Below are 21,132 nucleotides of genomic sequence, written 5' to 3'. Positions count from 1 at the left end.
CATGTTACGTTTTATATAATAAAAAAACTAATGTTGATCTTGCAATGGAATTGATCGTAAGTTTTTAATTTCTTTTTCAGTTAATTTCAATTGATTCTTAATTTTGTAACATTCCGCCTTTAGACGCCAATATCGTCCAACAAAAAGTATAAAACCCACTAAAATACCAATGCCCAACATTATGGTCATAAGAACTGAGATAGGCATAGATATTGTTTTAAAATAAAAATTAACATCTACCGAAGTAGCATTTAGGGCAGCAAAACTAACGCCAATAATAATGAGAAGTAAATAAATAACCAGCATTAATATGCGCATAAATTCTTCCTTTTGTTGCCTGGGCAGTAAAAGCGAAGTGCAACCCGGTAATTACCAGGAGACTATAATAACATAAACCTGAGCTCACTTCGCCTCACTCAGATTATTTATATAGATAAAAACAAAAAAGCGTAGAAAAATCTACGCTTTTTTAGCTATTTGACAATAAAGAAATTAATCACTTTCTTTGCTTGCCATTTTTTCTTTCAACAAATCACCTAAGGTTGTTGTTGATGCGCCTTCTGTTCTAGAGTACTTCTTAATCGCATCAGCTTCATCTTGAGCATCTTTCGCTTTTACTGAAAGAGTAATTGAACGGTTTTTACGGTCAACATTGATGATTTTTGCTTCAATCTCGTCACCTTCTTTGACCAGAGTAGTCGCATCATCAACACGCTCATCTGAAAGCTCACTCGCACGAATAGTACCAGTAATGTCATCTGCTAATGCAACAGTAACTGTTTTAGCGTCAACAGCCACAACAGTTCCTTTGACGATAGCTCCTTTGGTGTACTCATCAACAAAACTTGTAAAGTTGTCACCTTCAAGTTGTTTAATACCTAAGGAAATTCGCTCACGCTCAGGGTCTATAGCAAGAATAACTGCTTCTAATTCCTGTCCTTTCTTAAACTGTTTTACTGCTTCTTCACCAGGAACAGTCCAGGAAATATCAGACAAGTGAACTAAACCATCAATATCGCCATCTAAGCCAATGAATATTCCAAAATCAGTGATGGAACGAATCTTACCACTAACTTTTTGGTTCTTATTGTGAGTTGCAGCAAATTGTTGCCATGGATTACCCACACATTGCTTCATACCTAAAGAAATACGACGTCGTTCTTCATCAATTTCAAGAACCATAACATCAACTACATCACCTAGTGAAACCACTTTACTTGGATGTACGTTTTTATTGGTCCAATCCATCTCAGACATATGGACTAAGCCTTCAACGCCTTCTTCAATTTCTACAAAGCAACCATAATCAGTAATGTTGGTTACTTTACCTTGTAATTTTTTGCCTATTGGATAACGTTCTACCAGGTCAACCCAAGGATCGTTACCTAATTGCTTCATGCCTAAGGAAACACGGTTTCTTTCGCTGTCAAAGCTTAATACTTTCACTTTCACATCTTGACCAACTGATAATACTTCACTTGGATGTTTGACCCGTTTCCAAGAAATATCAGTAATGTGTAGCAAGCCATCTATGCCGCCCAAATCAATAAATGCACCATAATCGGTAAGGTTTTTGACAATACCATGGAGCTCTTGGCCTTCATGTAGTGACTCAAGCAATGCTTGTCTGTCAGCGCTGCTTTCTTCTTCAACAACTGCGCGACGTGATACAACAATATTGTTGCGCTTTAAATCCATTTTAATTACTTTGAATTCAAGCTCTTTTCCTTCAAGATAAGAAGGATCTCTTACAGGTCTGACGTCTACTAATGAACCAGGTAAGAAAGCGCGTATCGTTCCAATTTCAACAGTAAATCCGCCTTTGACCTTTCCGGAAATAAGACCAGTAACTGTTTCATTGTTTTCATGTGATTTAGATAATTTTCGCCAAGCTTCCTGACGTTTTGCCTTTTCTCTTGAAAGGAGCGTTTCGCCGTAGCCATCTTCGACTGAGTCCAGCGCTACTTCGACAGTATCACCCAGGTTAACTTCCAAGGCACCATCTTTGTCATAAAATTCTTCTTTAGGTACAATCCCTTCAGATTTTAGACCGGCATTTAAAATGACATAATCACTATCGATACCGATAACTTTGGCATTAATAATGGCACCAGGATAAAATTGAGCACCGGCAATACTTTGCTCAAACAATTCTTTGAAACTTTCAGACATGTTAATAAACTCTTTAGTAAAAAAATGAAAGAATGAGTTCCACTCATCTTTCCCCTAATAAAAACTTAAACATTGTGCATACGTTCCTTCATTAATTCTAATACAATATTAAACACTTGTACAATGGATAAGCTGGTTGTATCAATTTGCACTGCATCATCTGCAGGCTTTAATGGCGCATGTGCGCGACCAGTATCCCTTACGTCACGTTTAGCCAATTCTTCTACAACCTGCGCGAGGCTAACATTAATTCCTTTTTCTTTCAACTGTAAATATCGTCTATTTGCTCTTTCTGCTTCGTTTGCATATAAAAAAATCTTTAAAATGGCCGTTGGAAAAACTACTGTGCCCATATCTCGGCCATCAGTAACCAAACCGGGAGGTTGAGCAAAATTACGTTGACGCTCAAGTAGCGCCTGCCTTACTTCCTGAATTGCAGCAATTTGAGATGCATCTTGACCACATTGCTCACTTCGAATTGCTGAGCTGATGTCCTCTTCGTCCAATATAGTTTGTGTTCCATAATCATCTGAAGATATAAAACGTAAATTTAGGGACCGTGCTAAACCAGTTAATTGTTCCACATCATGAAAATCAATTTTGTTTTTTCTTGCTGCATAAGCGAGGACGCGATAAATTGCACCGCTATCAAGCATATTCCATTTAAGATGTTTTGCAAGTAATTGACATATCGTTCCCTTACCAGTTCCACTTGGCCCATCTAGGGTTATCACAGGTACGGTGTCATTGTACATTATCAACAATTTCCTCTATTTGTAGCTGAAGCTCCCTTGCTGTTTCGATGAACAAAGGAAATGAGGTAGCTACATTGGCACAATTTTTAATAGTAACGGGTTCACTAGCTACAGCCCCAGCGATTGCAAAAGACATGGCAATACGGTGATCACCCATACTTTCAACACTACCGCCATGCATTATTCCGCCCTCAATCATGACACCGTCATCGAATGCTTCCGCATGAATGCCTAATTTTTTTAGGCCATCAACCATGGTAGCAATACGGTCACTTTCTTTAAAACGTAACTCGCTTGCCCCATGAAGTGTTGTTTGCCCTTGGGCACATGCTGCGGCTACAAAAATAGCAGGAAATTCATCAATTGCAAGTGGAACCATATTTGCACCAATATTAATTCCTTTCAATGGCGCATATTTAACGCGTAAATCAGCAACCCATTCTTCTCCAAGTTGCCGTTGATTTAACAGAGTAATATTGGCGCCCATTTCGAGTAAAATATGAATTATTCCTGTACGTGTTGGATTAATGCCAACATTATGAATTAGGACATCAGAACCAGGAATAATCGTGGCTGCAACAATAAAAAATGCTGCCGAGGAAATATCTCCAGGAACAAAAATCTCAGTACCCAAGCATTCACTTGTTGAATTAATAACGAGAACATTGTCTTTATGATGAACTGGATAAGAGAAGTATTTGAGCATTAGCTCCGTATGATCTCGACTTATACCGGTTTCTGTAATTTGAGTCTCACCTCGAGCATAAAGTCCTGCCAACAAAATACATGATTTCACCTGAGCACTTGCTTCAGGCATTACATAATGGATTCCATTAAGTTCTTTTCCGCCTCTAATTGTTATCGGAGGTTTGCCATCCACAGTAGTTATATCAGCACCCATTTGTGTTAATGGCTTACTAATCCGTAGCATAGGTCTCTTTAATAAACTTTCATCACCGGTCAACTGACTATCAAAAGATTGTGCCGCCAATAATCCTGCTAATAAGCGCATGCTGGTTCCAGAGTTTCCGCAATCAATAACCTGCTCAGGTTTCTTCAACCCATATTTCCCAACACCATGAATTACAACTTGTTGTTCATCAGGCCCTTCTATTGAAACACCCATAGCTTGAAATGCCTTCAAGGTCGCCATGCAATCCTCACCATCAAGAAATCCATTAATGATGGTTGTTCCTTTAGCTATGGATCCAAAAATAATGGAGCGATGGGAAATCGATTTATCACCAGGCACGGTGATCTCACCTTTTATCGCGCGGACGGGTTTACTTATGAAATTATGTATTCTCACCGACTATTTTCCTTAGCAAATTCAGACATGAACTCAATAAGTGCATCAACTCCAGCCATTGGCATTGCATTGTAAAGGCTGGCGCGTAGTCCACCCACAACTCGATGTCCCTTTAAAGCATATAAACCCCGAAGTTGGGCTAAACGAAGGAATTCATCCTCTAATTGTTCATTCTTAAGTGAGAAACATATATTCACAATGGAACGCACTTGAGGATCGATATTAGTAGTATAAAAATCTGAGCTATCCAGATATTGATATAACTTTGCTGCTTTTTGGCAGTTAATACGATATATTGCTTCAACTCCACCTTGTTTTTTTAACCAATCAAACATTTTATCAGCTAAATAACAATTAAATACCGGCAAAGTTGCATAAAGTGAATGATGCTCAGCTTGAATCTTATAATTTAGCATGGTTGGTACAGGAGGAACAGGTAATCTCTCCAGCAGGTCATCCCGAACAATTACTATGGTTAAACCCGCATTTGCTATATTTTTCTGAGCTCCGGCGAAAATTAAACCATAACTCTTGATGTCTATTGGCTCGGTAAGCAGAGCAGAGGTCATGTCCGCAATTAATGTACTACCCTTTGTTTTAGGAACATTGGGAAATCGTACACCATTGACGGTTTCATTAGGTGTGTAATAAACATAGGATGTATTTTCTTTTATTTCCCAACTTTTAGGTTCAGGAATTGTCTTATAACCATATTCTTCGCCACTGGCGATGCAATAGGCTTGCTTTAAGTGCTGTGCTTCAGCAAAAGCCATATGCGACCATAGACCAGTAACTAAATACCCCGCCTGCTCCTCTGGATGCAAAAAATTCATGGGAATCATAGCAAATTGAGTACGGGCCGCACCTCCAAAAAATAGTACTTGATAATTTGGAGGAATAAAGAGTAATTCTCTTAAAGACTGCTCGGCATGATTCAAAAGCGCCGAAAATTCTGGAGTACGATGCCCTACTTCAAGCACTGAGACACCTAAGTTTTGCCAATCAAGGAATTCTTCCTGAGCTTCCTTTAATATGGTCTCAGGAAGCATTGAAGGACCAGCACCAAAATTATAAACTCGATTCGTCATCGCCACTTTCTTCAATTTCAATTTCGTTATCGGACTCATTAGAGTCCTCGCCCAAATCTTCAATTTTCTGCATACCCACTACTTTTTCACCAGGGCTGACATTAATTAATCGAACTCCTTGTGTATTTCGTCCGATCACAGACAATTCATTTATCCTGAAGCGTACCAAGGTGCCTTTATCTGTAATGAGCATGGCTTCATCCGCATCAGTCACTTGGACTGAACGAACAACTTTACCATTACGTTCGCTTACCTGAATGGAAATCACCCCTTGTCCACCTCGACCAGAAACACGATATTCTTCAATTGAGGTACGTTTACCGTATCCATTTTCTGTTGCAGTTAATATGGTTCCATCTGGGTGCGCTACAACCAAGGAAATTACTGCCTGACCTTCTTCTATGCGAATACCTCGCACACCACGAGCAGTACGCCCCATAGGTCGGACTTTATTTTCATCAAAACGAACCACTTTTCCGGCATCAGTGAATAACATGATATCTTTACTACCATCGGTGATATCCACACCAACCAAGCTGTCATCTTCGTCAAGATCCACAGCAATAATTCCGTTGGATCTGGGACGGCTAAATGCATTTAAAGGTACTTTTTTGACTGTTCCTTTTTTAGTGGCCATAAACACATAATAACCCTCTTGATATTCTCTGACTGGCAACATGGCATTAATTTCTTCGCCTTCAGCAAGAGGTAAGATATTAATAATGGGACGGCCTCTGGAAATACGGCTGGCTAATGGAAGCTGATAAGCTTTTAACCAATAGAGTTTTCCATGGTTAGAGAAACAAAGTAGCGTGTCATGTGTACTTGCAATAACGAGACGTGAAACAAAGTCTTCATCTTTAACATTGGTTGCAGATTTACCTTTTCCGCCACGACGCTGAGCCTGATATGCAGTAAGTGGTTGGTATTTTACATAACCTTGATGTGACAGAGTAACTACCACATTCTCTTCAGTAATTAAATCCTCAATGGTTAAGTCTTCTTGTGATGCGGTAATTTCAGTACGACGCTCGTCACCAAACTGTGTTTTAATCTCAAGAAACTCATCACGGATCACTTGCATCAGCCGTTCTGGAGAAGCCAAAATTTCCAATAGCTCGCGAATCAACTTCAATAATTCCTCGAACTCACCTAAAATCTTATCCTGTTCCAGAGCAGTTAAACGATGTAGTCTTAATTCCAGAATGGCTTGGGCTTGGGCTTCTGATAATTTATACCCATCAGCACCTAAACCAAACTCAGCAGCCAAATCATCGGGACGTGATGCATCAGAACCAGCTCGCTCCAGCATCGTTTTAACCATGCCTGCTTCCCACAACTTAGCAAGTAAGGCTTCTTTTGCATCTTGCGGGGTTGGTGATTGTTTAATCAAAGCAATCATCTCATCAATATTAGCGAGGGCAATACCTAGACCTTCCAATAAATGAGCACGGCTACGTGCTTTTTTCAGATCGAACAGGGTTCTTCGGGTGACAACTTCACGTCGGTGTTTAATAAAATATTCAAGAATTTGTTTCAAATTCAATGTACGGGGTTGACCATCAACTAAGGCAACCATATTGATTCCAAACACGTTTTGCATTTGCGTATGAGCATATAAGTTATTTAAAATGACATCAGCCACTTCATTTCGTTTTAGCTCAATAACGACGCGCATTCCTTGTTTATCTGATTCATCTCTAAGCCCAGAAATCCCCTCAATTTTTTTATCACGAACCAGTTCAGCAATACGCTCAACCAAACGGGCTTTATTCACTTGATAAGGAAGTTCCGTAATAATAATGGACTGGCGCCCGGAATCTTCATCTGTTTCAATTTCTGTTCGCGCGCGGATAATGGCTCGACCTTTCCCTGTACGATAACCTTGAATAATCCCGGCTCGTCCATTAATAATGGCTGCTGTTGGGAAATCCGGACCAGGAATAATTTCCATAATGTCATCTAGGCTTAATTCAGGATCGTCAACCAAGGCAATACACGCATTAATCACTTCAGTCAGATTATGCGGTGGAATATTCGTCGCCATACCTACAGCAATACCTGAAGAACCATTAACGAGCAAATTGGGTACACGGGAAGGCAAAACTACTGGAGCGAATTCGGTTTCATCATAGTTAGGGCTAAAATCAACTGTTTCTTTTTCCAGATCAGCTAATAAAGCATGAGCCACTTTCGACATTCTTACTTCGGTATATCGCATTGCCGCAGGCGCGTCACCATCTACCGAACCAAAGTTACCCTGGCCATCAACCAAAAGATATCGCATTGAAAAAGGTTGTGCCATGCGAACGATTGTATCATAAACTGCTGTATCACCATGTGGATGGTATTTACCGATCACATCCCCCACGACACGCGCCGATTTTTTATAGGGTTTATTCCAGTCATTACCCAATTCACTCATTGCAAAAAGCACGCGTCGATGAACCGGCTTCAGCCCATCGCGAACATCAGGTAATGCCCTGCCTACAATGACACTCATCGCATAATCAAGATAGGATTGTTTTAATTCATCTTCAATATTAACTGGCAAGACTTCTTTAGCTAGATAAACCATGGTTTGGACGTATCCTTGACGATAAATTTTAATAATGAAGAATACCACACAGACGGATTTAATTAAATCATCTATCCTAAATTGTAGCCCTGGAGAAACACTGAAACACCGTATTTTCTGGAGATAAACAGTTAAATATAAGCTAAACCTTAGCGCTCTCCAGGCACATAACAATTTTATTGCTTTTTACTGTTATTCTTTGAAATTCTAAACCATAATAAAATTGACTGTAAGTGAGCATTTTTATATAGTGCCACGCACAATCAATATGAATCCTTTATCAGGAGAAGCAATGACCAATAAAACAGCTAAACTTAGCCTTGAAGGCCAAGAGCCGCTTGAATTACCCGTATATACGCCTACCTTAGGAAATGATGTTATTGATATCACGAAATTGGGGGCGAGTGGCGTCTTTACTTTCGATCAGGGTTATTTATCAACTGCCTCCTGTGAATCTAAAATCACTTATATAGACGGCGATAAAGGTATATTGCTCTATCGCGGTTACCCTATCGAGCAATTGGCTGAGAAAAAAGATTTCCTTGACGTAAGCTATCTTTTACTTAACGGCGAATTACCTAATGCTGAAGAAAAGAAAAAATTTGTTAGCTTAATTAACAATCACACCATGGTACATCAACAAATGTATCAATTTTTAAATGGCTTTCGTCGTGATGCGCATCCCATGGCAATTATGGTGGGCATGGTTGGTGCGCTCTCTGCGTTTTATCATGAGACTATGGATATAAATAACGCCGAAGATCGCTTTATTTCTGCAATTCGCATGGTTGCTAAAATGCCTACTTTTGCAGCAATGAGTTATAAATATTCCATAGGATTACCGTATATTTACCCACAAAATAAAATGTCTTATGCGGAAAACTTCTTGCATATGATGTTTAGCGTACCAACAGAAGAGTCTACGCCTGATCCGGTTCTAGTCCGTGCCATGGATACAATCTTTATTCTGCATGCAGACCATGAACAAAACGCTTCCACTTCGACTGTTCGTCTCGCTGGCTCAACAGGTGCGAATCCTTTTGCATGCATTTCTGCAGGTATCGGGGCATTATGGGGGCCAGCACATGGGGGTGCAAATGAAGCATGCCTGAACATGCTCAAAGAAATTGGAAGCGTTGATCGCATTCAACATTACATTAAACGGGCTAAGGATAAAGATGATCCATTCCGATTAATGGGATTCGGGCATCGTGTGTATAAGAGTTATGATCCTCGAGCAAAAGTAATGCGTCAAACCTGCTATGATGTCTTGGAAGCTGTAGGTGCAAAAGATGAGCCATTATTCAAACTGGCTATGGAACTGGAGCGCATTGCCCTTGAAGACGATTATTTTATTGAGAAAAAACTTTATCCCAATGTTGATTTCTATTCAGGCTTGACTTTAAGTGCTCTAGGAATTCCAACCAATATGTTTACAGTAATTTTTGCTTTGGCTCGAACTGTGGGTTGGATGAGTCATTGGATGGAAATGGTTGCCACCAAGTCACGAATTGGTAGACCACGTCAGCTGTACACTGGCGAAAAAACTAGAGATGTACCTTAATAGCCTAGGTTTAGCACAAACCCATCATCCCGCGGTAACGAGGGATGATGGGCGATTAATAGAAGTCTGTAACTACCACTTTGCTTTTTGCAATGCCTGACGCCAGCCCCGATAATCCATTTCTACTTCCTCTAAAGCCCTTTGTGGACTAAATTCTTGCTCCACACTCCAGATTGCATTGAGTTCATCTAAAGAATTAAAAACACCACATCCTAAACCAGCCAATATCGCTGCACCCTTAGCCGTGGTCTCGATATCTTTAGGTTTTTGTATTTTCAGTTGACACTGATCTGCTAAAAATTGTAAGAACCACTGATTGACTGCCATTCCACCATCAACACGCAATAAGGACAAATCCAATTGACTGTCTTCGCGCATACAAAGACATACTTCGCGCGTTTGGTAACAAACGCCCTCTAACGCAGCTCTGGCAAAATGAGCTCTGCTGCTGGATAAGCTTAAACCGACCATGGATGCTCCTGGTACCGATAACCAATGGGGAGCACCTAAACCGGTAAAGGCTGAAACTAAATAAACCCCGTCATTTCCTTTTAATGAGTTTGCTAAGGTTTCGGTTTCATCAGCATGAGAAATAAGTTGCATTGAATCTCGTAACCACTTTACAGTGGTACCCGCATGATAAATGCTGCCTTCTAATCCATAAACTGTTTTTCCATGAATCTTATAGGCTATGGTTGTCAAAAGTTTATGCTGCGATAGAACCGCCTTACTTCCTGTATTAAGTAATAAAAATGCACCTGTTCCAAAAGTGGCTTTTATCATGCCAATGTTGAAGCAGGCCTGACCAATTAATGCGGCTTGCTGATCGCCAGCAACCCCGGTAATGGGAAGTTCTATACCCAACCACTTTTTATCTATCAGGCCAAATTGACTATCACTTGCACAGACTTTAGGCAAAACGGACTCGGGTATTCTAAAGTATTCGAGCAAATCCCAATCCCATTGTTCTTCCTTAATATTAAAAAGCATGGTCCTTGATGCATTAGTCACATCAGTTAAATGTAAATGTTCCGTAGTCAAACGCCAGATAAGAAAACTATCAATAGTGCCAAAAGCTAAATCACCTTTATCTGCTAATGCTTTTGCTTGAGGATTATTATCTAAAAGCCATTTTAGCTTAGTCGCTGAAAAATAAGGATCGGGTATTAAACCCGTTTTTTCTTGAATCATCGATTCATCAACTATTAGTGTTTTGCAGTATTCAGCGGTTCGCCGATCTTGCCAAACAATTGCCGGTGCAAGACAGTCTCCAGTTTTTTTATTCCAGATTACTGTAGTTTCCCTTTGGTTTGTTACACCACAAGACACTATTTGCTCCACAGGAACTCGAGATACAACATCACGCATGGCAGTTAGAGTTTTTTGCCATATTTCTTCTGGATCATGCTCGACCCACCCGCTTTGCGGATAATGTTGAGTAAGTGGGTATTGACTGGAAGTAACTAATTCGCCATGAACAGTATATATCATGGCTCGGGTACTGCTCGTTCCTTGATCGATTGCCAGTAAATAATTCATTGTTGCAGAGTTCCTTGTCCCAACTATTATGTGTATATTGTAAGTGTATACTTTTTTTATGGAGACCAAAATATGAATTCGGTTTTTGATGTTGCAATTATCGGTGGCGGCATCAATGGCTGTGGTTGTGCTGCAGATGCGTCATTAAGAGGATTATCTGTAGTCCTTTTGGAGCAAGATGATTTAGCCTCTAAAACTTCCTCAAGCAGCACAAAACTAATTCACGGTGGGTTTAGATACTTAGAAAATTATGAATTTGGTATGGTGAAAAAAGCAATCACCGAAAGACAACGACTTTTAGATTTAGCACCCCATTTAGTACATCCCCAAGCCTTAGTTCTACCTTATGAAAAACATATGCGACCCGCTTGGTTTTTACGTTTAGGTCTTTTTATTTATGACCATTTAAGTAGCAAAAATCGTTTACCCAAATGCAAAACCATTTATAGAAAAAGCAAAATGGAATATTTTGACCCTTTAATTAATCAATTAGATAAGGGTTTTCTATTCTATGATGCTGTAACTGATGATGCTCGCTTAACCATTGTTAATGCAATCCAAGCAAAAAACCATGGGGCTAGCATAAGAACCCACTCGACAGTGATTCATATCGACGTTGTAAATAACTTATGGCAATTAACTGTTCAACCTAAAGTAGGCCCATGCTATACACTCTGTGCCAAATCAGTAATTAATGCGGCTGGTCCATGGGTCAAATCGGTGGAACAACTCACGCAGATCCCCGATCGACAAAAAATCAGTTTAATTAAGGGAAGCCACATTATTGTTCCTCAAATTTATGAGGGCAATCACGCATATTTATTACAACATCAAGACAAACGGGTAATTTTTGTTATTCCATACCACGGATTTAGCATGATAGGTACCACTGATATTCCACTCACTGGTAATCCAGGTAATGCAAGCATCAGTGATGAAGAGGTTCATTATTTGCTTGATTTGGTTAATTCGTACTTTAAAAGTAAGATATCAGCACAAGATATTATTTATACTTGGAGTGGTGTCAGAGCCTTGCTCGCTGACGAAAACAAAGAGGCCAAAGCTTTAAGCCGTGATTATTCATATGAAGTCCATCTCAACCCCGCACCCAGTGTTACCATTTATGGTGGAAAAATTACTACGTACCGGCAATTAGCAGAGGAGGTTATCAATCAACTCCTTCCAACATTTCCACAAATGGGCCCTTCGACCACGGCATCAACCCCATTACCAGGAGCCTTTTTTGAACAAATGAATTTTGAGCAGTACGTTCATTATGCTAAAGAAAAATATAAATGGATGGATACAGACTTATTTAATCGTTATTTGAATACTTATGGAAGTCGCATGGAATTGTTCCTTTCCTCCTGTAATAGCAAAGAATCCTTGGGAAAAAAATATTGTACCTATCTCTATCAAGTTGAAGTAGATTATCTGATTTTAGAAGAATGGGCACAAAATTGTGATGATATACTCAAACGACGAACAAAACTTGATCTAATCATTGATGAAACAGGTAAAAAAGAATTGGCAAATTACTTATCAAAGGTTACTTCTTATCCTTCTGCCGAAGCTCATCTTTTATTGCACTGACATCAACAGCCACTGCTTGTTCAACCAATTCTTTAAGCGTTGAAGCTGGCATACTGCCAGCATTTGAATAAATCACAATTCCTTCTTTGAATACCATCAGATGCGGGATAGAGCGGATTTCAAAGAAATCCGACAATTGTTGTTCTGCTTCAATATTTACTTTTGCAAATTTTATATTTGGAAACTGCTCAGCCACTTGCTCATAAACCTTGGAAAATTGTTTACATGGAGCACACCAGTCTGCCCAAAAATCAATGAATACAATTTCATTTTCGTTAATTAAAGATTCAAATTCAGAGCTGGTAATATTAAGGCTGGTCATATTTCTTCCTTAGCTTCAATTGAGTTAACAATTTTTTGGAATACATCATCCACATCTCCAGCTCCACTAATACTATGGAATTCAGGAGCACCATGGGTGCCACTCTCAGCCCAAGACTTATAGTAATGAACTAAAGGGGCTGTTTGATTACGATAAACTTCCAAACGCTTTCTTACCGTTTCTTCTTTGTCATCTTCACGTTGAATTAAAGCTTCCCCTGTAACATCATCTATTCCGTCATGTTTTGGAGGGTGATTTTGGATATGATAAACACGGCCAGAAGGTTGATGGATACGTCTTCCACTAATACGCTTAATGATTTCTTCATCATCAACATCAATTTCAATAACATGGTCTAAATAAATTTCTGCCTGCTTCAAGGCATCTGCCTGTACAATTGTTCTAGGAAAACCATCAAATAAAAAGCCATTGGCACAATCGCTCTTTTTTAAACGTTCTTTAACTAGCCCAATAATGATGTCATCGGAAACCAATCCTCCCGTTTCCATAATCTTTTTGGCACTGAGTCCCAAAGGAGTTCCTTGCGCAATAGCAGCACGCAGCATATCACCTGTGGAGATTTGCGGAATTTGATAACGTTCAATCAAACGCAAAGCCTGGGTTCCCTTTCCTGCACCCGGCCCACCCAAAAGCATTAATCGCATTAAAAACTCCTTAGTGATCTATATCAGTTTCAATTACTGAATATATTATTACTTATTAAACCATATAAATTCAAATTTACCCTAAGCTTCTACGTCACAAATTCAGGAAAACATTAGCACCATAGTGTTGTTCTAATATTTTTTACACGAATTAAGCTGCATTGCATAAAGTTGTGAGCGCGCTTTTACTTTGCGAGCAACGGGTATTAACCATGATTTTCTCAAATAAGTTTTACGTTGATAACCACCTATACCTTCATGATAGGCCAAATAAAGTAAATACGCATCTGTTCGAGGCACCCTTGCTCTTTTATACGCTTCATTGGCGTACCATCCAATAAAATCCACACCATCAGCAAAATCATCCCGGGAAGCAAACCATCCACCACAACTTTGTTTGTAGTGATTCCAAGTTCCATGCAGTGCTTGGGTATATCCATAAGCTGACGAAGGTCTTTTCCAAGGAATAATACAAAAGAGCTTCTGACGAGGTGGTCGTGCTCGTGCGTTAAATTTTGATTCTTGATGGATGATTGCCATTTGAACTGGAATTGGAACTTTCCATCGGCGTTCCACATCCTTAGCATCTCGATACCATTTAGGATATTGCCTAAATATATTACAAAGATTATTAACATCCGCAGGAGGATGACTAACACATGCAGTAAGAATTAAAGCAAATATTAAAAAAAAGAATGTTCGTAATTTCTTAAAAATGTGCAACAAAGCGTCCATGAGCAACCAAACCTGAAAATTGAGCATTTTAACAAATTTGATAACTACAATCTACGCTTGAATTATAATCATGATGAACTGGAGATATACTTTTATATAAATTGGCTGTTGCATACATTCGTTCGAATGAACCAAAATGGAATAATTTTAGAAACCGTAGTATCACCTCGTCATCCCGTGTGTTACCGTGTGACGATCCCTCGTTGCACTCGAAATGACGTAGCAAGAGGTAGGATTGTAAAACCTACTATTTCCTCACCCTACCCCGTGCTAAGATAGGGGTTCATTTACAGTAAAAGAAAACTAAACCGATGACCATTCTTGTATTCGATATAGAAACAATTCCTGATATTGAAACGGCCCGTAATTTATATGATTTACACGGTCTGTCAGATGAAGACACCGCAGAAGCAATGTTTGCATTACGCCGAGCCAAAGTAGGTAACGATTTCTTGCCACATTACTTACAAAAAATTTGTGCTATTTCTCTGGTGATGAGTCATGGGTCACAAATAAAAGTATGGTCGTTAGGTGATGAAGCCTCTGATGAAAAGGAATTAATCACCCGTTTTTTTGCTGGAATCGACAAACATACACCAACACTAGTGAGCTGGAATGGCAGCGGGTTTGATTTACCGGTTTTGCATTATCGCTCTATGTTGCATGGCATCACCGCACCTACCTATTGGGAAACAGGAGAAAATCAACAAAATTTTCGTTGGAATAATTACTTAAGCCGCTTCCATTATCGACATCTTGATCTCATGGATGTGATTGCAGGATATCAAAATAAAGCGTTTGCTCCACTGGATGAAATCTCCAGTATGCTGGGATTTCCTGGAAAAATGGGCATGAGTGGTTCAAAAGTCTGGGAGCAGTATTTATTAGGCCAAATAAAAAGTATTCGCGATTATTGTGAAACAGATGTTCTCAATACATATTGTGTTTTTTTACGGTTTGAGCTCATGCGTGGCGTACTCCAACATGATGAATATCATCGTTTATTGGAATTGCTAAAAACTTATTTACGTTCAGAGCAAGATAAAAAGCATCTTCAAGAATTTTTAAGTCATATGTCATAAAACGAGTAGTCACATAGGTCTAGCGCCCCTGACCTCCGGAGTGTAGCGAGGATCTCCATCGTAACACCGCTACAAGCGTGGAGATCATTCGTTGCGCTCGGGATGACTGGAAAGTGAACCAGGGGCGCCGTACGCAAGCTAGCATTAGATTGTAAAAGACCTATGACCATTAAAAGAAGGCAGCAACTTATCGGCATTAATAATCTCAAGTGCATTCCGATAATCATCACTCTGTAAATGTTCTAACGTTTTTGCAAAGCGTTCTGTTCCTAGCTTTGCATAGTCTTCCTCACTCACAGATTTCGCTTTATTGGCTAATTGGGTCCACGACCAAAGGGTTATCCACCATTCCACTACCGGTTTATAGGCAGTAAACCAGGCCAATACCGACTCTGTAAGTTCTTTATCTCCGAAGTATGCTTTTAAAAAAATTAATTCCTGTTCTTTGCTCAGTTTTGCTTCAATTGCAAAATAAACCAGATCCCACATAAAGTCGTTGTTACCGGAATACTCCCAATCAATTTGATAGAACACTTTCTCTTTCTTTGGTCCAGAAAATGCCATCATGTAATTTAAGGGTGTCGAATCATTATGACACGGGCTCATCTCAACGTGATACGAAGAAAATAAATTCTTTAATGCAATCATCTGTTCTACTATAAAGTCTGTATTCTCAGGAACAACAAAACTTTTACTTTTTAACCGTTCCAATAACTGTTCATTGCGTTCGAAAACTGCTGTGTCATTGTCAAAACGTTCCGACGTATGCAGTTGTTTGGCCATACATGCTAGAGTGGTCAATATGTCAATACGTTGCAATGTTTCTTTGTCTAAATCATGAGCATTTTCAATGTACTCCATCAACTGTAATCCATCAGGATCAAAGTGTTTTATGGGTACATTAAGTCCCAAGACTGATGCTTTGCGCGCATTTTCTGCTTCGTGCTCACGCGATATTGAAAATGAGGACACCTCTCCAGGAATTCGTAATACCCATCGTTTGAATTGGCTACGCTCGATGAGATGAGGATTGATTCCAGGGATTTTGGCAAGCAATTTAGGTATATTAGAACCAATTTGTACTCTGTACACTGTATTGGTCATTCCACCTGATAATAATTTTAATCTCAGCACATCCAACCCCACTTTTGAAAGCAGCGGTATGCGATGAATTGTGGGTAATAAGCTCATGTATTTCTGTGTTAACTCGACCATCTCTTTCCATGTATGGTTTACCAGAGATGCCTTGAACTGCGAAATAGGATCGAGTAGACTTAGGATGTAGATCATTAAATGTTCATAAACTTCAGGATTACCATTATCTTTGCCAAAAAAATACCATTTCATAAAGATCGTTTCACAAAAATTGAGCATCAAAAGAGTATATAAAATTTAGCCACAAAATTACAAGACAGCACATTTAAAGAGAAAATTAAACAACAAGGGCTCTTGCTATGACTGACCCCCTTATTCCTATAACAAAAAGACAAGCTTTAATATTTACCTGTTTTTTTGTCATGTATGAGTTTTTAACCTATATAGCCAACGATATGATCATGCCGGGGATGATTCATGTGGTTCAGTCTTTTAATGCGCCGGAATCAGCGGTAGCCACTTCTTTGAGTGTTTATATCCTTGGAGGCGCAAGCTTGCAAGTTTTCTTAGGTCCCATATCCGATAGTTATGGACGCAGGCCCATGATGCTTCTTGGTGCATTTCTATTTTTTATTTTTACCCTATTTATTGCCAGCTCCAATTCAATGTCTCAATTTCTGATCGCACGTTTTTTTCAAGGCATGGGATTATGCTTTATTGGCGTCATAGGTTATGCGACCATTCAAGAGATATTTGAAGAAATGGACGCCATTCGTTTAATCTCGATCATGGCAAACGTTGCAATTCTTGCTCCCTTATTAGGCCCACTGATGGGAGCTATCGTAATTCATTACACTTCCTGGCGTTATATTTTCATAACCATTGCTCTGGGTGCTCTTGTTTCACTATGGGGATTATGGAAATACATGCCTGAACCGATTGGCCAAACAAAAAAAAATGGAGAAGTAACACCAAAAACTAAGTTCTCAGCAAATAAAGTATTACGAAACTATAAGGATTTGTTTACCAATAAAGCATTTTTATTTGGAACCTTGGCCGCAGGTACAGTAGGTATCCCATGTATTGCTTGGATAGCTTTAGCCCCTATTATTTTAATTGCTGAAGCAAAACTTACGGTGATTCAATATGGACTTTGGCAACTTCCTGTATTTGGTGCGACCATTTTGGGTAATTGGTTTTTACATCAATTAACTTACAAATACACAATTAAACAAATCATTTTTTGGGGCTGTATTATTATGGTTATTGGGGCCATTTTAACTTCATTGCTTCCATACCTCTATGGTAATGCCTATTACCATTTGCTCCCTGGGACAATTATCTATTTTTTTGCACTCAGTGTGATTAATGCGCCTTTAAACAGATACTGTCTTTTTGTAACCCCTGTAAGCAAAGGCACTGCGTCGGCATTGGTAAGTCTATGTGTTATGGTTGTAGGTGCGATAGGAACAGAGTCAGCTAATTTTTTCTATAAATATCACAATAATCTTCATTTCGGACTTTATTGTAATGTAATTCAACTCCTATTTTTAATATTTATAGGTTTAACATTCTTCCCTAGTGAAATTGCAATTATGGAAGAAAATAAAGCAGACACTGATAACACCATCTAGTCCGCAGGCTTGATTGTGCGATATGAACCCAGTTTTTAATACTGGGTTTCTATTTTCCTATTATTCGCAATATATATTTTAAGAAATCCACAAATTTTTATCTAACATACAGTGGACTTCTTTTTCCCCTGTTTTATAGGGTGCCATGCGACAATCCATTGTAAGACTAAGTAAGGAGTAGGTATCGAGTCGAGTTAACCTTTTCTCTGCAGCGATTCGATTGAGCATAGTCATAGACGCTTTTTTCATTGCATTTTCAATATCATTATCCTTTGCGTAAGTAACATATTGAGTGGGCGTATCCGTTTTAGGCAATAGGAACGGAGTTTGTTTTTCAGACTGTTTTGGAACCATACAATAAACACCTTTTACTCCATTAACCACCTCTGAAATAGGACAATTCCATGTTGCAAACATAATTTGCTCAGCTTGTTCGGGAGATACTTTACGTTGATCCATAATCAATTTAATCGTTTCTCCTTTAAGAATATCAAGAGCCTTGTTCAAATCCGCATCATAACCTACTGCGATCCATGCATCGGGTGTTTCGACACGTGGCCAGCTCAATGGAGTGTGTTTAAGCAAATCAACTGTAATATTGAACTCTTCATATGCGGTTTCAATTGCAGTGAGATTGATCTCGCCATTCCCCTGCCCAGCATGCGAATCACCTGTCCACAGTAACCCCCCTTTGACGAAAACCGGTAAGTACAATGTGGTGCCCTCTTTCATTTCACGTAAATCCATATTTCCACCAAAAGGACCCGGTGGAATCGTGTCAAAATCGCCAGATTTTTCATGTGCTACGGCAATTAATCCAGGAAATGGCGCAAGCGGAATTACAATTCCCGGCGCAAATTGCATCTGCATCTTTTTTACATCCAGATAAAAATACTTAATTTGTCCCTCAGGAAATTCTTCTGGGAATAATCCTTTTCCAGGAACATTATTATTCGATGCATAGCTTCGAGGCAGTATTTTATTAAAATGTATTTTGAGCACATCACCAGGCTCCGCACCTTGGATATAGACGGGTCCTGTAATAGTATGAGGGCCTCTGCCTGGGACTGCATTATTCATACGGACAACTTCTTCAATTGGCGTACCTGGTACCACTTGGTTATCAGAAGCAGCCATAGTTTCTATAGAAATACTGTCACCTGGATTAATGGTTAAAACAGGGGGTTGATGATTATTGTATACACCCCATTGTGTCGTTGCAGGCGTTGCAGGAAGAATATAGGTTTTATGTACTAAGTTGGCACTCTCTAGCGGAGCAGCCATAAGTTTTTGCTCAGGTAGTTTTTCAATGTATGGAAAGCATTTTTTTGTTTTTCCTACCGAATTGATTGAATTATCTTGAGCTAAGGCCGCACCAGTATTCAGTATATTGAAACAAACTGCGCCAACAAGTAAAAATAATTTATAGTCCACAACCATAGTTCCGCTCCATGTTAGCCGTAATAGATTATTGTTTTTTCTAGATAACGTCCTTGTCTGCATCAGCAGTTTCCATTTAACGGTATAGAGTTAGGTATTCTTTGTCAATATTAAACGATTGGGCTTGCTTTAGAAAAATATATAGTTAAAGATGTAAAGAAAGATTCGTATGTCTATGCTTTTGAAAGAAAAAAATCATGATCCGATTATTATTTTTTACTTTACTCGTTCTCCTAAATGGTATTCTTAACCTTGTTAATGCACAGACATTAAAAAATCCACCTACAAAGCCAACGAAATCTGAACAAAAATCAATTGAAAACAACTCAAGTATTAGTTCTAACCCTGCCGCAGTTAATGTAACTACTGGCTCTGGAGTGCTACAACGTTATTTAGAGAACAAGCTAGGTATTCAAAATAATCATGGAATAATGCTTCAAGGAGCTTGGATTGGTGACACCAACAGATTGTTCTCAGGTGGAGTTCCCGATGCAGACCTAGTGACATCCAACAGCGTTCTTTTAGTAGATCTTACCGTGGATATGGGACAATTTACGGGATGGGATGGTGGGTTGTTTAGCGCTCAATTTCTGCAACAAAATGCTCAGAATACCAATGCACAAGCGGGTATTATACAAGGATATAACTCATTACCCGATGTTTATCCTTTTAATCGCTCCGAACTCTATGCCCTTTGGTATCGCCAAGAACTTTTCGATAAAAAATTATTTGTCCGAATTGGAAAAACAATCACCACGCTCGATTTTAATAACGTCATTAAACCCGCCCCACTCAGTTCTGACGCACCTAACATTCCTGCAGTGACAAGTTTAATTTATACCCCAATTTTTATTAATCCTGAAGTAGATGGCATCATGCCCGGTTATACGAACACTGCTTATGGTATTACTATGACTTTGGCCCCAATCTCTCAATGGTATCTATCCTATGGAATATATGATGGCAATCTCGCTAGTGGCAAACAAACCGGCTTAACCGGTCCGACATTTAATGGAAGGTATTTTCAAGTGAGTGAAATGGGTGGCGCTTGGGTTTTAGGAAAAAATCATTTACCTGGGACTGCTGGACTAGGTGTATGGCATCAAACTGGCTTAATTCGGCAACACAATCTTACTGAAATGGAAGCAACAGGCGCTTATCTATTTGGTTCGCAGCGTTTATGGTATCGCCATCCTGGATATGATACCAGCGGGATTTCCGCGTTTTATCAATATGGGATCAATAACTCCAGTGTGTTACCTATGAAACAATCTATCGGGGGTGGCCTTACTTTATTTGGCCTTATTGCGCATCGTGAGGGCGACTCATTAGGCGCAGGTTTTTCGCTTGCTTGGCTCAATCAGCGCATTACTGATCGCTCTTCTGAATTAATGTATCAAATTTATTATCAAGCAAAAATAATGAATAACATATTTCTTGAACCAGTACTGTCATACATACCCACCCCAGGTCAAAACACCAATTTGCCCCCTGCATTCGCTGGAACACTAAGAGCTATTGTATTGGCATAAAAGCATTTTTTAAAATATAAAATTATTAT

Annotated in this window: 17 protein-coding genes; 5 read left to right on the top strand and 12 right to left on the bottom strand. The window is 39.2% G+C overall.

Annotation, left to right across the window (positions count from 1 at the left end; all coding sequences use genetic code 11):
* Nucleotides 1-27: 27 nt before the first annotated feature.
* The 6 genes from ACF8MK_RS13385 to gyrA form a co-directional block, all read right to left on the bottom strand.
* Entirely contained in the window at nucleotides 28-318 is a 291-nt protein-coding gene (locus ACF8MK_RS13385; protein ID WP_028380413.1) for a lipopolysaccharide assembly protein LapA domain-containing protein, read from the bottom strand.
* Nucleotides 319-492: 174 nt separating this feature from the next.
* On the bottom strand, nucleotides 493-2,172 hold the full coding sequence (gene rpsA / locus ACF8MK_RS13380) for a 30S ribosomal protein S1 (RefSeq protein WP_265704116.1): 1,680 nt from the start codon (nucleotides 2,170-2,172) through the stop codon (nucleotides 493-495).
* Between the two features lie 65 nt (nucleotides 2,173-2,237).
* On the bottom strand, nucleotides 2,238-2,927 hold the full coding sequence (gene cmk / locus ACF8MK_RS13375) for a (d)CMP kinase (RefSeq protein WP_392537068.1): 690 nt from the start codon (nucleotides 2,925-2,927) through the stop codon (nucleotides 2,238-2,240).
* On the bottom strand, nucleotides 2,917-4,236 hold the full coding sequence (gene aroA, locus ACF8MK_RS13370; RefSeq protein ID WP_392537067.1) for a 3-phosphoshikimate 1-carboxyvinyltransferase: 1,320 nt from the start codon (nucleotides 4,234-4,236) through the stop codon (nucleotides 2,917-2,919). The genes cmk and aroA overlap by 11 nt, the downstream gene beginning before the upstream one ends.
* Nucleotides 4,233-5,324, bottom strand: coding sequence for a 3-phosphoserine/phosphohydroxythreonine transaminase (serC, locus tag ACF8MK_RS13365; protein WP_392538968.1), 1,092 nt, complete (start codon nucleotides 5,322-5,324; stop codon nucleotides 4,233-4,235). Before serC ends, aroA begins: the two co-directional genes overlap by 4 nt.
* Nucleotides 5,305-7,902, bottom strand: a complete 2,598-nt coding sequence (gyrA, locus tag ACF8MK_RS13360; protein WP_392537066.1) for a DNA gyrase subunit A — start codon at nucleotides 7,900-7,902, stop codon at nucleotides 5,305-5,307. The genes serC and gyrA overlap by 20 nt, the downstream gene beginning before the upstream one ends.
* Nucleotides 7,903-8,194: 292 nt before the next feature.
* Here gyrA and gltA point away from each other — a divergent pair, with 292 nt between their 5' ends.
* Nucleotides 8,195-9,466, top strand: a complete 1,272-nt coding sequence (gene gltA, locus ACF8MK_RS13355; protein WP_265704113.1) for a citrate synthase — start codon at nucleotides 8,195-8,197, stop codon at nucleotides 9,464-9,466.
* A 72-nt stretch (nucleotides 9,467-9,538) separates the two neighbouring features.
* Here the strand turns inward: gltA and glpK are convergent, their stop codons facing one another.
* Nucleotides 9,539-11,005 carry a glycerol kinase GlpK gene (gene glpK, locus ACF8MK_RS13350; protein WP_392537065.1) on the bottom strand — a complete coding sequence of 489 codons (1,467 nt, stop codon included), beginning with the start codon at nucleotides 11,003-11,005 and terminating at the stop codon, nucleotides 9,539-9,541.
* A gap of 72 nt (nucleotides 11,006-11,077) precedes the next feature.
* Here glpK and glpD point away from each other — a divergent pair, with 72 nt between their 5' ends.
* Nucleotides 11,078-12,598: a glycerol-3-phosphate dehydrogenase gene (gene glpD / locus ACF8MK_RS13345; RefSeq protein ID WP_392537064.1), complete on the top strand. Its 1,521-nt coding sequence runs from the start codon at nucleotides 11,078-11,080 to the stop codon at nucleotides 12,596-12,598.
* Here the strand turns inward: glpD and ACF8MK_RS13340 are convergent.
* The 3 genes from ACF8MK_RS13340 to ACF8MK_RS13330 form a co-directional block, all read right to left on the bottom strand.
* Complete coding sequence (locus ACF8MK_RS13340) at nucleotides 12,555-12,920, bottom strand: thioredoxin family protein (protein ID WP_392537063.1); 366 nt, start codon at nucleotides 12,918-12,920, stop codon at nucleotides 12,555-12,557. The two genes, glpD and ACF8MK_RS13340, sit on opposite strands and share 44 nt — an antisense overlap.
* Nucleotides 12,917-13,585: an adenylate kinase gene (adk, locus tag ACF8MK_RS13335; protein ID WP_392537062.1), complete on the bottom strand. Its 669-nt coding sequence runs from the start codon at nucleotides 13,583-13,585 to the stop codon at nucleotides 12,917-12,919. The genes ACF8MK_RS13340 and adk overlap by 4 nt, the downstream gene beginning before the upstream one ends.
* A gap of 132 nt (nucleotides 13,586-13,717) precedes the next feature.
* Nucleotides 13,718-14,320: a transglycosylase SLT domain-containing protein gene (locus ACF8MK_RS13330; protein ID WP_265704108.1), complete on the bottom strand. Its 603-nt coding sequence runs from the start codon at nucleotides 14,318-14,320 to the stop codon at nucleotides 13,718-13,720.
* A gap of 311 nt (nucleotides 14,321-14,631) precedes the next feature.
* Here ACF8MK_RS13330 and ACF8MK_RS13325 point away from each other — a divergent pair, with 311 nt between their 5' ends.
* A complete protein-coding gene (locus ACF8MK_RS13325) occupies nucleotides 14,632-15,402 on the top strand; it encodes a 3'-5' exonuclease (RefSeq protein ID WP_265704107.1) in 771 nt (256 codons plus the stop codon).
* A gap of 144 nt (nucleotides 15,403-15,546) precedes the next feature.
* Here ACF8MK_RS13325 and ACF8MK_RS13320 read toward each other — a convergent pair whose 3' ends face one another.
* Nucleotides 15,547-16,749: a phosphotransferase gene (locus ACF8MK_RS13320; protein ID WP_392537061.1), complete on the bottom strand. Its 1,203-nt coding sequence runs from the start codon at nucleotides 16,747-16,749 to the stop codon at nucleotides 15,547-15,549.
* 107 nt (nucleotides 16,750-16,856) lie between these two features.
* Here ACF8MK_RS13320 and ACF8MK_RS13315 point away from each other — a divergent pair, with 107 nt between their 5' ends.
* Nucleotides 16,857-18,131, top strand: coding sequence for an MFS transporter (locus tag ACF8MK_RS13315; protein ID WP_392537060.1), 1,275 nt, complete (start codon nucleotides 16,857-16,859; stop codon nucleotides 18,129-18,131).
* 78 nt (nucleotides 18,132-18,209) lie between these two features.
* On the opposite strand, the gene ACF8MK_RS13310 is transcribed toward ACF8MK_RS13315, so the two are convergent.
* Entirely contained in the window at nucleotides 18,210-19,571 is a 1,362-nt protein-coding gene (locus tag ACF8MK_RS13310) for an acetamidase/formamidase family protein (protein ID WP_392537059.1), read from the bottom strand.
* Nucleotides 19,572-19,768: 197 nt separating this feature from the next.
* Between ACF8MK_RS13310 and ACF8MK_RS13305 the strand changes: the two genes are divergently transcribed.
* Nucleotides 19,769-21,103 carry a carbohydrate porin gene (locus tag ACF8MK_RS13305; protein WP_392537058.1) on the top strand — a complete coding sequence of 445 codons (1,335 nt, stop codon included), beginning with the start codon at nucleotides 19,769-19,771 and terminating at the stop codon, nucleotides 21,101-21,103.
* Nucleotides 21,104-21,132 lie beyond the last annotated feature (29 nt).

This window comes from Legionella sp. 227, assembly GCF_043161935.1.
Taxonomy (GTDB): domain Bacteria; phylum Pseudomonadota; class Gammaproteobacteria; order Legionellales; family Legionellaceae; genus Legionella; species Legionella sheltonii.
Note: the sequence above shows the minus strand (reverse complement) of the source record. Positions and strands in the feature narration are given on the sequence as shown.